17 protein-coding genes are annotated in these 13529 nt (G+C 69.5%); 11 read left to right on the top strand and 6 right to left on the bottom strand.

Annotated elements, in window-relative coordinates; genetic code table 11:
• Positions 1–241 precede the first annotated feature (241 nt).
• The 4 genes from ACSYGO_RS44035 (at position 242) to ACSYGO_RS44020 (ending at position 3478) form a co-directional block, all read left to right on the top strand.
• A complete protein-coding gene (locus ACSYGO_RS44035; protein ID WP_426674997.1) occupies positions 242–520 on the top strand; it encodes an FmdB family zinc ribbon protein in 279 nt (92 codons plus the stop codon).
• Between the two features lie 191 nt (positions 521–711).
• Complete coding sequence (locus ACSYGO_RS44030) at positions 712–1350, top strand: AmiS/UreI family transporter (RefSeq protein WP_426674998.1); 639 nt, start codon at positions 712–714, stop codon at positions 1348–1350.
• Between the two features lie 25 nt (positions 1351–1375).
• Positions 1376–2623: a formamidase gene (fmdA, locus tag ACSYGO_RS44025; RefSeq protein ID WP_435222091.1), complete on the top strand. Its 1248-nt coding sequence runs from the start codon at positions 1376–1378 to the stop codon at positions 2621–2623.
• A 156-nt stretch (positions 2624–2779) separates the two neighbouring features.
• Entirely contained in the window at positions 2780–3478 is a 699-nt protein-coding gene (locus tag ACSYGO_RS44020; RefSeq protein WP_460390166.1) for a VOC family protein, read from the top strand.
• A 9-nt stretch (positions 3479–3487) separates the two neighbouring features.
• Here ACSYGO_RS44020 and ACSYGO_RS44015 read toward each other — a convergent pair whose 3' ends face one another.
• From ACSYGO_RS44015 to ACSYGO_RS43995, 5 genes are all read right to left on the bottom strand, one after another.
• Positions 3488–4093: an alkaline shock response membrane anchor protein AmaP gene (locus tag ACSYGO_RS44015; RefSeq protein ID WP_460390165.1), complete on the bottom strand. Its 606-nt coding sequence runs from the start codon at positions 4091–4093 to the stop codon at positions 3488–3490.
• Positions 4094–4112: 19 nt separating this feature from the next.
• Positions 4113–4748, bottom strand: coding sequence for a DUF6286 domain-containing protein (locus tag ACSYGO_RS44010; RefSeq protein WP_460390164.1), 636 nt, complete (start codon positions 4746–4748; stop codon positions 4113–4115).
• Positions 4749–4791: 43 nt separating this feature from the next.
• Positions 4792–4989: an Asp23/Gls24 family envelope stress response protein gene (locus ACSYGO_RS44005; RefSeq protein ID WP_426675003.1), complete on the bottom strand. Its 198-nt coding sequence runs from the start codon at positions 4987–4989 to the stop codon at positions 4792–4794.
• A 209-nt stretch (positions 4990–5198) separates the two neighbouring features.
• The gene (locus ACSYGO_RS44000) at positions 5199–5390 is read right to left on the bottom strand and encodes a hypothetical protein (RefSeq protein WP_426675004.1); all 192 of its coding nucleotides are present in this window, start codon (positions 5388–5390) and stop codon (positions 5199–5201) included.
• Positions 5391–5417: 27 nt separating this feature from the next.
• Positions 5418–5906, bottom strand: a complete 489-nt coding sequence (locus ACSYGO_RS43995) for an Asp23/Gls24 family envelope stress response protein (RefSeq protein ID WP_435222081.1) — start codon at positions 5904–5906, stop codon at positions 5418–5420.
• Positions 5907–6048: 142 nt separating this feature from the next.
• On the opposite strand from ACSYGO_RS43995, the gene ACSYGO_RS43990 reads away from it, so the two are divergent.
• Together ACSYGO_RS43990 and ACSYGO_RS43985 are read left to right on the top strand one after the other, a co-directional pair.
• Positions 6049–6690 (top strand): RNA polymerase sigma factor, encoded by a 642-nt coding sequence (locus ACSYGO_RS43990; RefSeq protein ID WP_426675006.1) that lies wholly within the window; start codon positions 6049–6051, stop codon positions 6688–6690.
• Positions 6691–6905: 215 nt separating this feature from the next.
• Positions 6906–7346: a hypothetical protein gene (locus ACSYGO_RS43985; protein WP_426675007.1), complete on the top strand. Its 441-nt coding sequence runs from the start codon at positions 6906–6908 to the stop codon at positions 7344–7346.
• Here the strand turns inward: ACSYGO_RS43985 and ACSYGO_RS43980 are convergent.
• Positions 7330–8949, bottom strand: a complete 1620-nt coding sequence (locus ACSYGO_RS43980; protein WP_460390163.1) for an amidohydrolase — start codon at positions 8947–8949, stop codon at positions 7330–7332. The two genes, ACSYGO_RS43985 and ACSYGO_RS43980, sit on opposite strands and share 17 nt — an antisense overlap.
• Before the next feature lie 184 nt (positions 8950–9133).
• On the opposite strand from ACSYGO_RS43980, the gene ACSYGO_RS43975 reads away from it, so the two are divergent.
• From ACSYGO_RS43975 to ACSYGO_RS43955, 5 genes are all read left to right on the top strand, one after another.
• Entirely contained in the window at positions 9134–10093 is a 960-nt protein-coding gene (locus ACSYGO_RS43975) for an Lrp/AsnC family transcriptional regulator (RefSeq protein ID WP_460390162.1), read from the top strand.
• Between the two features lie 182 nt (positions 10094–10275).
• Complete coding sequence (locus tag ACSYGO_RS43970; protein ID WP_460390161.1) at positions 10276–11379, top strand: DNA alkylation repair protein; 1104 nt, start codon at positions 10276–10278, stop codon at positions 11377–11379.
• 72 nt (positions 11380–11451) lie between these two features.
• Positions 11452–11805, top strand: a complete 354-nt coding sequence (locus ACSYGO_RS43965; RefSeq protein ID WP_426675011.1) for a hypothetical protein — start codon at positions 11452–11454, stop codon at positions 11803–11805.
• Between the two features lie 106 nt (positions 11806–11911).
• Positions 11912–12556 (top strand): dihydrofolate reductase family protein, encoded by a 645-nt coding sequence (locus tag ACSYGO_RS43960; protein ID WP_460390160.1) that lies wholly within the window; start codon positions 11912–11914, stop codon positions 12554–12556.
• A gap of 299 nt (positions 12557–12855) precedes the next feature.
• Positions 12856–13407 (top strand): SMI1/KNR4 family protein, encoded by a 552-nt coding sequence (locus ACSYGO_RS43955; protein WP_460390159.1) that lies wholly within the window; start codon positions 12856–12858, stop codon positions 13405–13407.
• Positions 13408–13529 lie beyond the last annotated feature (122 nt).

The following is a 13529-nucleotide window of genomic DNA, read 5'->3' as shown; positions in this document are numbered from 1 at the left end:
GACCCCGCCCCAGCAGCATCTCTCGCTTTGAGAGCTCGTCAGGCCACCGTGCGCAGCGAAGCAATTACAGCCGATCGAGGGCCGGAAGCCGATCAGGCTTGCGGATAGCCCTCCCTGACTTGACACGCGGAATTACGAGACGAATCCTTGAAGTTAGGAATCATGCTGTGGCATACGCCCGTCCGGGCGCGCCGCAACACATCAGGGTTGGCTGGCGTCCACCGAAATCCGGAGGCTGCTGATGGCCACCTACGAATATCTATGCAGCCGTTGCGGGCCGTTCGATGTGAAGCTGGAGATCGGGACGGCTCCCCAAGGTTACGGTTGCCCTGTTTGCGCCGCCATCGCGAGACGCGTGTATTCCTCGCCCGGCCTCTCGCTGACCTCGAAGACGGTCGCCGCCCTCCATGTGCAGGAGGAGCAGGCGCGCGAGGCCCCGGCCGTAGTCTCCGAAGTGCCGCCACGCAAGAGGGTGCCACGGCGCCCTCACCCCGCACTCTCGCGGTTGCCGCGTCCCTGAGGGCGGTGGTGGACAAGGCAGAACGTCTCGCACGACATCGAAACGACGTCGTCCCGTAGTGGTGCGCAGAATGCGGAATCACGCCATGCGGGCTCACTGCTGAGGCACATTCGCGGCAGCTCATCTGCAGCCCGCAATCCAACAACTACGCGATTCCGCCCCGCCCACGCGGACCTAGGAGGTGCGTCCCCGTGGGAAACGTGGGACTGCTCTTTGTCGGCGCGGTGCTCTTCATGAACGGGTTGCTGCTCCTCGGGAAGGTGGATGCCCGATCGGGAGCGGTGTTCAACCTCTTCGTAGGCGCACTGCAGGTACTGACACCGACCTACCTCATCTTCACCGCGAACAACGACAGCATGAAGATCCTGGCTGCGTCCGGCATCTTCCTGTTCGGCTTCACCTACCTCTACGTAGGTATTGGCCTGCTGATCGGTCTCGACAGCAGCGGTGTCGGCTACTACTCGCTGTTCGTGGCGATTGTCGCCCTGGGGTACTCGTACGTCAGTTTCCATCTCTTCAAGGACTATCCCTTCGGGGTCATCTGGCTCTACTGGGCCTTCCTGTGGTTCCTGTTCTTCTTGCTGCTCGGTCTCAAGATGGACAGCCTCAAGGTCTATACCGGTTGGGTCACGGCGATCGAAGGCTGGGTCACCGGCGTGATCCCGGCGGGCCTGCTGCTCTCCGGCTACTGGAAGCACCCCGACGAGACCGCCATCGCACTGGGCGCCTTCGGCGTGGTCGTGTTCGCGGCCCTGTGGCCGCTCACCCGGAAGACGCCCCGCGTCACCTCTCCCGCCCCGCCGGCCGGAAGCGTGGGCGCACCGACGTGACCGGATCAAAGAATGAGGAGTTGCCATGCCTGAAATTCTCTTCAGCGTGGACCACACGAAGTCGATGCGGGACCAGGACGTGCCCGGTCACAACAGGTGGCACCCGGACGTCCCGACCGTCGCCATGGTGAAGCCAGGAGCAGAGTTCCGTCTGGAGTGCCGCGACTGGACCGACTGCCAGGTCGGGAACAACGACACCGCGAACGACGTACGCGACATCGACCTGACCATCCCCCACATGCTCAGCGGCCCGATAGGCGTGGAGGGTGCCGAACCCGGCGACCTGCTCGTCGTCGACATCCTCGACCTCGGCCCCGTGCCGCAGCAGACCGGGGACGCGGCAGGACAGGGCTGGGGCTATACCGGCATCTTCGCCAAGGCCAACGGCGGAGGCTTCCTGACCGACTACTTCCCGGACGCCTACAAGGCGGTATGGGACTTCCACGGGCAGCGGGCCGTCTCCCGCCACCTTCCCGGGATCAGCTTCACCGGAATCACCCACCCCGGGTTGTTCGGAACCGCCCCGTCCGCCGAGATGCTCGCCCGCTGGAACGCCCGCGAGAAGGCACTGATCGACACGGACCCCAACCGTGTCCCGCCCCTCGCCGTACCGCCGGACGCCACCAACGCCCTTGCCGGCACGGCCACCGGAGATCTCGCGCAGCGCATCTGCGCGGAAGGCGCGCGCACGGTGCCGGCCCGTGAGAACGGAGGCAACCACGACATCAAGAACTTCACCCGGGGATCGAGAGTCTTCTACCCCGTGCACGTCAAGGACGCCAAGCTCTCCGGAGGCGACCTGCACTTCAGCCAGGGCGACGGAGAGATCACCTTCTGCGGCGCCATCGAGATGGGCGGCTTCATCGACTTCCACGTCGACCTGATCAAGGGCGGCATGGAGACGTACGGCATCTCCACCAACCCCGTGTTCATCCCGGGCAACGTCGAGCCGAGGTACACGGAGTTCCTCACGTTCATCGGAATCTCCGTGGACCATGACACGGACACGAACTACTACCTCGACGCGACGCTGGCCTACCGCCGGGCCTGCCTCAACGCCGTCGAGTACTTCAAGAAGTTCGGCTACAGCGGAGAGCAGGCGTACCTGCTGCTCGGCTCCTCGCCGATAGAGGGACGTATCAGCGGCATCGTCGACATCCCCAACGCCTGCTGCTCGCTCTACGTACCCACCGCCATGTTCGACTTCGACGTCCGGCCGACCGCCGCAGGCCCGATGAAGGCCGACCGCGGGCAGGCCGCGTTGACGAGCTGAACCGGACAACGAGGGGTGCGCGAAGGCACAGCTGCCGATCGGCACAGGGGCGTCACCGATACCTTCGGTGGCGCCTCATCTCTGGCGCTGGACGAGTACTTCCGAAGTACGGGTTGGTCGAAGGGAGTTGTCGGACCTGAACGCTACGTTGGGCGCATGACCTATGCAGAGGGCAGGATCGAGCGTGTCAGGCCGCGGCAGTTCCACGAGACCGTCGGTCTGGAGGACTGGCGTGTCCTGGGCGAGGGGGCGTGCGCGTACTACCGCACCGGGTCGTTCACGGTCGGCGCCCGGTTCGTGCAGGCGATCAGCGAGTTGCCGGGCGTGGGGGACGGGCACCCGGACGTCGACCTGCGGCACGAGGGTGTGACCATACGGCTGATCACGGTCACGGACGACTACTACGGGCTCACCGAGCGGCACATCGAGCTGGCCCGGCAGATCTCGGCAGTGGCGCGCGCACTGGACATCCCGGCTGACCCGTCCGCCGTGCAGACCGTCCAAGTCACTGTCGACGCCCTCGCCGGTCCCGGCGTGGTGCCCTTCTGGCGTGCCCTGCTCGGGTATCAGGACCGCGCGAACAGCGGCGAGGACCTGATCGACCCTCACCGGCGCGGGGCACCGTTCTATTTCCAGCACATGGACGCACCACGTCCGCAGCGCAACCGGGTCCACGTCGACGTCTGGGTGCCGTACGACCAGGCCGAGGCTCGGATCGCCGCGGCGCTCGCTGCCGGCGGCCGCCTGGTGAACGATGCCGACGCGCCGTCGAACTGGGTGCTGGCCGACTCCGAGGGGAATGAGGCTTGTGTCGGCGTGGCCGGCCGGCCCGGGCCGGACGACAGCCAGGCGTGAACCACTCGTCTAGCGGACGCGGCGCGCCTTGTGGCTGCCGACGTCGAGACGTGCCCGGGCAGGCAGGTGGGTCACTCCGGTGCAGTCGCGTGCGTGCGCGACCGGGCCCAGACACAGCGCCCGCAGGGCGGAGCCGGGTGTGCCGTGCTCGGTCAGTGTGAGGGCCACGTGGAGGCGCGGGTGCGCCGGTCGTCCGCCGATGTGGGCGTTCGCGTGCTCGACGTCGGTCAGGGCACGTGTTTCGGTGGTGATCGCGTGGCTGAGGGCGCCGGCTCGCAGTTCGACGTCGTCGGGTGGAGGCGTGCCGCCCAGGTCCACCGAATCGGGGCGGTAGCGGCGCAGTTGGGCGAGCAGCCAGAGGAGGGCCAGGACGACGGTCAGGGCGAGGCCGGCGATGACAGCGGGCCACCACCAGCCCTGGTCGCTCCAGCGGGTGCGGTCGGCCCTGCTGAGCAGGACGTCGTGGGGCATGGCCAACGGCCAGCCGGCGGGCGGTGCCAGGTGGAGCCGGCGGTAGAGGTCCAGGCCGGCGGCCAGGACCAGCAGGCCGCCACCGAGCAGCACCAGGCCGCTGACGGTCAGGAGGAGACGGTTGAGTGTGGATCGGCCGTTCATGGCACGCTTCCTGGGTGGCTCAACGGGTGGGTCGACGGGTGCGGACCGCCAGCCGCGGCGTGCGCGCCAGAGCGAGCTGACGGCACTCTTCGTGCAACGCCTGGACGAGTTCTCCGCGGACGGTCTCCGGATCGCGGAAGCGGACGTCCGCACGGGCGATGACGCGATGGCGGCCGACCCGGACACGGGCTCGGCTGACACCTGGGACCCGCAACGCCGCGTCCCGCAGCAGCAGTTCGGCGCCCCGCCGGTTCAGCCACGCCCCCACCTCCGCGCAACCTTCAGGCGTCCGTAGCGGCAGCAGCCGTCGCATGCCGGGTGTGAAGGCGAGGACGAGCAGCCACAGACCGAGCACCGCGGCGACGGCGCCACCGATCAGCAGCCAAGGGTCGTCCACCGGCCGGGTGGCCAACTCGTCGGCGAGGCGGGTGCGCCACGCCCCGCCAGGCCGTCCGGCGCGCACCGCGATCACGTCGTACAGAAGCGCCGCCGTGACGCAGAGCGTCACCACGGCGACCAGCGCGGCCGGGACACGGCGCGGCGACCACAGGCGCGGCGACCTCGTACCCCCGTCGTCGGGCGGCAAGGGCTGCGTCTCGGGAGCGTGCCGGCCCGGCCGTTCGGTGGCACCAGCCCCTTGGGCGTCGGGTGTCATGGCGACCCTCCTTTGCCGGTTCTGCGGCGATCGGACGGCGGCGTCACCGGACGCGGCCCGGCCGATCGGCGGTGGCCAGCCGTCTGATGATCAACGTGACGTCGCTGACGTCCAGGCCGGTCAACTGGGCCACCCGGTCTGCTACTTCGCGTTGCAGGTGCCGACAGGCGTCCGCGATGTCCGTGGGGTACGGAAGGTCCACCGACAGCGCGAGGTGCGCCGTCCCCTCGTGCGTCCTCACGCGCACACCAGGCGCGGCCAGATCCGTGAGCGGCTCTCGCGGGCCGCCGAGCCGGTGCAGTTCCGTCCTCGCGACACGAGCGGCGATGCGGGCCACGACCCGATCCGGTATCACCGTCGCGCCACGCTCGGCAGGCGGCGGGGGCCGGCGGGCGTCGGGCGCGCACTCGCCCTGCCCGTGCTCCGGAGAGCCGGCGGCCGGGGTGGCGCTCACCCTTGCCGCCGGGTGGACATGTCTCGTTGCCGCCGGGTGAACACGTCCATGTCGCCCTGCAGGACGAGACCGACGACCAGGCCCACCGCGCCCAGGGCGGCCACCAGGAGGAAGGCCCAGAAGCCGCCGAAGTAGCCGGCGAAACCCAGTGACATTCCGGCCGCCAGACCCACTGTTGCCGTATTCATCGCTCACTCACCTGTCCCACCGTCGGGTCATTGGACGCGCCCCTGAGCCGGCTCGCTCTCTTCTTCCTCGTCGGGAAGCTTCACGTCGTCGATGACGAGGTTGACCTCGACGACCTCCAGGCCGGTCATGCGTTCCACGGCGGAGATGACGTTGACGCGGACCTCGGCTGCCACCTCGACGATGGAGTAGCCGTACTCCACGACGACATCGAGGTCCACAGCGGCCTGGCTTTCGCCCACCTCGACCTTCACGCCGCGGCTGACGCCGCCGGTCCCCCCGCCGGGGACGCGTTCGCGCATGGCGCCGATGGCGCGGGCCATGCCCGCACCGAGGTTGTGGATCCCGGGCACTTCGCGGGCCGCCATCCCCGCGATCTTGGCCACGACGCCGTCGGCGATGGTCGTTCTCCCCCGTGTCTCGGGTGAGGTGCCGGCGCCGGTGGGCCCCTTCAGCATGGTCGCGGCCCCACGGGAGCCGCCCTGACCCGTGGAGGGCCGGTCGGTGGTGTCCGTCATGACAGTCGCCTCGATCCATCGCTGCGGGCACCGGCACAGCGCCCGTCACATGGTTGGACACACCTGCCGGACAAATCGTCACGAACTCGAATCACATTCCTCAACACGGGAACACGTAACACCGCCAGGAGGAGGTGCCGTCGTGACACACAACGCCAGCGCCTCCCCGCGCCGAACCCATGTCCCCGCCGGTCGCGGACCACGCCCACAGCCCTCTCCCCCGAGCCCGGCCGACCGGCTGCCCGGCACGCCGGACGACATCCTGGCGACCCGGGCCGGCGAAGGCGACGAAGAGGCCTTCGCCACTTTGGTACGCCGCCACAGCCGCCCCTTGCTCGCCATGGCCTTCCACACCCTCGGCAACGCCCAGGACGCCGAGGACGCCGTACAGGACGCATTCATCAGCGCCTGGAGGCGCCTGCCCGAATTCCGTCACGCCTCGGCCTTCAGCACCTGGATGTACCGCATCACCGTCAACCGCTGCCTCAACTCCCTGCGCCACCGGCCGGCCCCGGTTCCGCTTGACTCGGTGGCCACACTCGCCGCCCCCGGCATGCGCAGCTCTCCCGTCCGGTCAGCCGAACAGGACGCACTCACCGACGCACTGGCCCACGCGCTCGGCGCCCTGGAACCGCAGCAGCGGCTCTGCTGGATCCTGCGGGAACTGCACGGACTGTCCTACGCACAGATCGCCCAGGTGACCGGCGCCACCGAGCAGACGGTCCGCGGGAGACTGTTCCGGGCGCGTCGATCGCTGAAGGAGGCGCTGAGCTCATGGCGCTAGGCGACCGTCCCTCTCAGCCTCCGGAACCCGCTCGTGGGCCAGGGCCGCCGCACGGCACGCCCCGCGACGAGATCAGCCGGCACGCCGACGACATACTCACCTGTGGGCGACGCCTCAGCCGCGCCTGGGAGCACGCCCGCGACAGCGGCGCGCCCACCGACCCTCATCCGCCCGAGTGTCCCCACTGCCACGCCGCCGTCCAAGGACTGGCCGCGTTGAACACGGCGACGACGGCCCTGCGACAGCGCACGCCTCCGAGCACGCAGCACCTCATCGCCCGCGTCATGGACCTCGTCCGGCAGGAGGTTCGGCCGGGGCCGGTGCTCCCGCTGAACGACCCCACACACGGCCCGCAGATCACCGAGCACACCGCCGCCGCCGTGCTACGACGCGCGGCGGACGCGATACCGGGTGTCACCGCGGCGAGCTGTCGCATCAGGCGAACCGACACCGACGTGGGCGTTCGGGTGAGCATCACTCTTTCCGCGGGCCTGGACCGCCCTCTGCCCGAAACGGCCGAACGGGTGCGCCGCTCGCTGATGGACGCCGCCGAGCAGACCCTGGGGCTGGCGGTGACAGCGGTCGACTGCACGGTGATCGACGTGCAGCCCTCTGCGGCACCGGTTGCAGGCCCTGCTCTCAACCCGCGCCGGTGAACGTCACGAGGGTTCCGCCGACGAAGGTGTGCGTGGGGTCGAGGTCGCGCAGCACGTCGCCGCGGCAGTGGGCGGGGTCCTGGTCCCAGACCGTGAGGTCGGCCAGCCGGCCGGGGGCGAGGGCGCCGCGCAGGTGTTCCTCGCCGTTGAGGAGGGCGGCCTGCGTGGTGTGCAGGGCGAGCGCTTCGTCGTAGCTGATGGCGTACTCGGGGCCCTTGACGCCGATCACGGTCTGGCGGGTGGTCATGCCCCACACCGAACGCATGGCGCCGAACTGGCCGACGGGGAAGTCTGATCCGGCACTGACCTGGGCGCCGAGATCGATCCAGCCACGCGCCGGGAAGATGCGGGAAACGCGCTCCGGGCCCCAGAAGCCTTCCTCGACCTCGGCGGTGTCGTGCAGCAGGGGCTGCTGGATGGTGACCGGGATGCCCAACGCGACGGCGCGGGACCGCTGTACGGCGTCGGCCAGACCGCCGTGCTCCATCACCAGCGTGCCGGCCGGCAGGCCGGGGTTGCGCTCAAGGACGCGTTCGTACACGTCCAGGAGAACGCGCACGGCGCGGTCGCCGTAGGCGTGGGTGCCGACCCGCCAGCCCCGCCGGACAACGGCCTCGACCGCCTCGACCAGCGCGTCCGGCTCCCAGATCAGGGTTCCGGAGAAGGTGTGGTCGCACACGTACGGCTCCTCGGTGGCACCCGCTTCGAGCCCGCCGTCCAGGCCGAACTTCACGCCCCACACTCCTAGCCACGGATCGGAGGTGTGGCGCCATTCCTCCATGGCGTCGAGCCGCTCCCGCACCTGGGCGGTGCTGGTCAGGCCGAGCGCCGAGATCAGGGCCCGCACGCGGGTGCTCAGCGCACCGGCCTCGCGGGCGGCCTGCAGCACCCGGTAGTCCTCCGGGGTGACCATGCAGTCCCGCACGGTGCCGATGCCCGTGGCGGCGTACTGGCCGCTGGCGGAGCGCAGTCCGTCGATGCGGCGGCCCAGGTCCGGGGAGGGCAGCAGGCGCTCCACCAGGGGCAGGGCGTTGTCGATCAGCCGGCCATTGAGGCGGCCGTCATCGCCACGGCCGATCACACCACCCGGCGGTACGGGCGTGTCCTCGGTGATGTTCGCCAGGCGGAGCGCGTAGGTGTTGGCGACGTCGTTGTGGCCGCCGCGCTTGACGAGGACCGGGTGTCGGTCGGTGGCCTGGTCGAGTTCCGTCGCTGTGGGCATCCGGCGTTCGGCCAGGTTGAGTTCCTGCCAGTTGGTGGTGGTGCGGATCCACTCGCCGGCCGGGGTGGTCCTGGCCCGTTGCCGGATCAGGTCCAAGAACTCGGCAATCGTGCGGGCCTGGTGGACCGGCACGTCGTGGGCACTGTGACCGGCAAGGATCAGGTGCGTATGGGTGTCGTCGAACGCGGGCAGCACCGTGGCGGCCGGCAGGTCGTACACCGTGGTGCGCGCACTCTCCATGTCGTCCAGTCCGTTCGGGTCCGAGGACACCGCCGCGATACGGTCGCCCCGCACCGCCAGCGCCCGCTGCGGGCCCTGCCCGGGCACCAGTGTGTGCACCGCACCGGCCCTGATCAGCACATCGGCGTCGCCGTCAGTCATTGCCTTCTCCCGTCGCATCACTCCCCTGCCGTCCGCAGGGGCACGCCTGTGCCGCGGACAGCAGGATCGCTTTCTCCACCACGTCCATCGGCGAGATCGTTGTACTGCGCCCGAGCCGACTTACGTACATCCAGCAGCCCCTGTCGCAGGAAACACGTCAGAAGGGAGCCGTATGATGCAGATCATGCGCCAGACGCTGGACAGTACGGATCGCAGGATCGCGGCCGCTCTGCTTGCCTCGCCGCGCGCCTCCTGGCGCGACCTGGGGCGGAGCCTGAACCTGTCCGAGCGCACGGTCGTACGCCGTGTCACGCCCCTGTACGCCGACGGAACCCTGCGCGCGACGGCGGTACCCAACCCGGCGTGCTTCCCTCACCTCGTCCCCGTCGCCCTGCGCATCCGCTGCCGGCCCGACAAGATCCGTCAGGTCGCCCAGGCGCTGGCCCGCCGCACCGACACGGTCTGGGTCGACATCCTCGGCGGCGGCGACGAGATCTCCGCCGTCTTCTTCCTCGACGGCCCCGAAGCCCGCAACACCCTCCTGCTGCGCGACCTGCCGGCCACATCCGCCGTCGGCTCCTGGACCGCCCACACCCTGCTGCGGGTGTTTCCCACCGCGTTCCGCTGGACCGCCGGCCTCCTCACCCCCGACGAGCTGGAACAGCTCGCCCCCGCCCCGACAGCTCCCACCGCACCGCCCGCTCCGCTCGACATCGACACCGCGCTGCTCACGACGCTGAGTGAGGACGGGCGCGCCACCTACACCGACCTGGCGCGGCGCGCCGGCACCACCGCGCTCACCGCCCGCCGACGGCTGGACGCACTGGTACGCGGCGGGGTCCTGCGCCTGGCGACCGAGGTCGATCTCGCGCTCCTCGGCGCCGGCACCGAGGCCCTGCTCTGGATCGCCGTGCGGCCCGGCGCTCTCCAGGAAGCCGCACAAACGCTCAGCGCCCACCCGCACGTCCGGTTCTGCGCCGCAACCGCCGGCCCGGCGAACCTGGTGGTCGCCGTCGCCGCGGCGAACCTGGACGCCTTGTACACCTTCCTCACCGACGCGGTCGGCTCCCTGGACGGCGTCACCGCCATCGACACCACCCCGCTGCTGGCGACCGTCAAACGCACGGGCCTGGTCCGACGCTGACGGCGCACCGCTGTTGCCGCACGCTCGGGGTCGCGGGCAGCGTTCATGCGTCCGGCTTCGCCCACGCCGCAGCGGGCCGCACGTGGGTCGGGCCCGATCCCGACAGCAGCAAGGCAACCGGCACCTACCTGGGCCGGAATGAAGGCCTGTCATCATGTGAACCCGAATCGAAGGGAATCCCTGTGCCCACCGCGGATGAATTGCTGGGCCCCGGCGTTGTGGCCGATCTGGCCGACTGTCTGGTCGGCGCCGGAGCCTCCCGGATGGCCGCCGCGGTCCGTGACTGCGCCCCGGCCTTGAAAGGCCTGGCTCTACGACAGCGCAGCGACGTGCTGCGTGACGCGATACTCGCCTGCGGACCCGAAGACCCCGATGCCTTGGAAGCCGTCGTGCGGAAGGCTCTGCTCGACCCACGTTTCACCGGCTGGATGATCTGGCCGGTGACCGAGGCCGTCGCCGCCGTGGCCTCGGCAAAGCGCGACGGCACGGCCTTCGAGGATGCCCTGGGCCTGCTGGCGGACCTCACTCCGAGGCTGACCGCCGAGTTCGCCGTCCGGCGCTTGCTCAACGCCGACCTGGACCGGGCTCTGGCCGTCATCGGGACGTGGACGAAACACCCGGACGACCATGTGCGCCGCTTGGCCAGTGAAGGGACGCGTCCCCGACTGCCCTGGGCGGTACGGGTTCCGGAGATCCTGGCACGCCCTGAAGCGACCTTGGCGATCCTGAACGCGCTCTACAGGGATCCCTCCGAGTATGTACGCCGGTCTGTCGCCAACCACGTCAACGACATCAGCCACGCCCAGGTGGACCTGGCCGTCGACACGGTCAGGCAATGGTCGGCGGCCCCCGATGCCCACACTCCGCGCCTGGTACGCCGCGCACTGCGCACAGCGGTCAAGCAGGGTGATCGGCGGGCATTGGCCTTGCTGGGATTCGAATCGGCCACTGACCTGGTGGTCGACGGACCGGTGGTGTCCGAGACCGCCGTTGCCGTAGGCGGAGAACTGCGGTTCGGCTTCACCTTGGAGAACCAGGGCGAAGAGCCGCTCCAGCTGGTCATCGACTATGTCATCCACTACCGAAAGGCCAACGGCACCACAGCGCCGAAGGTCTACAAGCTGACCACCCGAACCCTCCAGCCGGGCGAACGCTGTGAGCACACCGCCGTCCGGTCCTTCAAACCGATCAGCACCCGCACGTTCCATTCCGGAGCTCACGCCGTCGAACTGCAGGTCAATGGAGAACCACGAGGCAAGGCGTCCTTCGACGTGGTCACCGCCTGACACAACAGTGACCCGCCAGCCGTCCGGAGCGACTTCGTGATCGTGTCAGTGGCGCCCCCTACCGTGGCGGGCATGGGATATGACGTGCACATCACCAGGCGTACGCCCTGGTGGGCGGACGAGGGCGAGCGGATCACGACGCAGGAGTGGTCGGCGGCGGTCGCTGCCGACTCCGACCTGGAGATGGTTCAGGTGGCCCGGGCTTCGCCACGCGGCGAGGACGCGGTGTTGGAGTACCGGCACGCGTGGCTGGCGCAGATGGTCACTCACCCCGAACTGGACACTGCCGGCGCCTGGTTGGACTGGCGAGACGGCCGGATCGTGGTGAAGAACCCCGATGAGCTGCTTCTCGAGAAGATGCGAGAGATCGCTTCGGCGCTGGGGGCGCGCGTCCAGGGCGACGACGAGGAGTACTACGACGAGTGAACGCCGGTGGCCTGCGCAGGAACAGCCGGGCCGTCCCAGCGATGAGTCTTCCGGCGCCCGCAGGTCTACATTGCGACCGAGACGATCAACTCATCAGGGGTACGCCATGGGTCTCATCCACATCGAACTGTTCGCCACCCTGGACCTCGTCGGACAGGCACCCGGCGGCCCCGACGAGGACCCGGTGGGGTTCCCGTTCGGCGGCTGGCAGGCGCCGCTGCTGAACGAGGTCACCGGGGCGCAGATCAGTGCCGCGTACGAGGGTACGGACGCCCTCCTGCTCGGCCGGCGGACGTATGACATCTTCGCCGCCTACTGGCCTCACCAGGAGGGCGGCAAGGGCAACGAGATCGCCACGCTCTTCAACAGCGTCCCGAAGTACGTGGCCTCCCGCGGCACGGTCGACCTCTCGTGGGCCGGGTCCACGCAGCTCGGCCCGGATCTGGCCGCCGCGGTGCGCGAGATCCGTGACCGGCACGAGCACGTGAAGGTGGTTGGGAGCCTGGACCTGGTGCAGACCCTCCTGCGCGAGAAGCTCTTCAATCGTCTCGACCTCTGGGTGCACCCGATCATGCTCGGGGTCGGGAAGAAGGTGTTCGACGGCGGCGTGGTGCCCACGAACGTCACCCTCCTCGAACCGCCGGTGGCCGGTCCGCAAGGCACCGTGTACCTGCGCTACGGACTCGCCGAAGGGACGCCCGCCACAGGGGACATGACCGCGCCCGACCACGGTGCCGGACGCAATGACTGAAGCCTCCCCGCACCGGGCTCCATGTTCTTGGCGGTGAATCCGCGAAAGGCCACGGAGGCACGGCGCGAAGTGTCCGGCGACGACTGGGCGGGCCGACGTTCACCCGTCCTGGGGTGGTGACGATCGTGCGGGGTGCTGCCTGGGCCCCGTCCCGGGGGTGGGGCGGGGCTGTCACGCGGTTCACTACGACAGGAGGAGGAGCTCCGACCTCGGCCCCAGGCACGAAGCCCGCGTACAGAGCCGGCAGGTGGCGCCCCCGGCGCCGGAGGTCTGTCGGTGCGGGGTGCTATGTATTCCGCATGAATGTTGATCACGCAGACCATGCTGACCTCGCTGCGCTCCGGGCGGCTTTCGCTGTCGATGACCATGGGCGGTCGGCGTGCGGCTGGGAGGCAGTCCATGCCTTCGAGGCGGAGCACGGGATTGTGCTGCCCGAGCCGTATCGGACCTTCGTCGCCGAGATATCGGACGGGGCGTCGTCCGGGCCGCCGTCCTACGGACTGCTGCCGCTGGTGGGATCGCCTGCCGACTTGGCCGCTGACGAGGACCGCGACCTGAGCAAGGCGTTCCCCTTGACGCAGCCTTGGATGTGGGAGGACGACGAGGAGCCGCCCGAGGATGCCGACCTCGACCCGGTCTACAACCACGGCTCGGTCGTGCTGGGCACCGACGGGTGCGGTCTGTACTGGCACTTGGTCGTCTCGGGACCGCACCGGGGCCACATCTGGATGATCTGCGACATCGGCGCCGCTCCCTTCGGAGCAGAGTTCGGGTCCACCACCGCTGAACCCGGCTTCGCCGGCTGGGTCCGCCACTGGGCCGCCGACAAGACCTGGTACGACGCTGCGTGATCCGAGGAGTGCAACACCGCTTGCGGCTCGTCTCGTCCCCTTGACTCACGACCGGGCCGCGCGGTCGCGCCTCACCTCACCTCGCCTCGCCTCGCCTGGCCTCGAACGTCATACCTGTGGCG

It is taken from the genome of Streptomyces krungchingensis, assembly GCF_054729265.1.
Note: the sequence above shows the minus strand (reverse complement) of the source record. Positions and strands in the feature narration are given on the sequence as shown.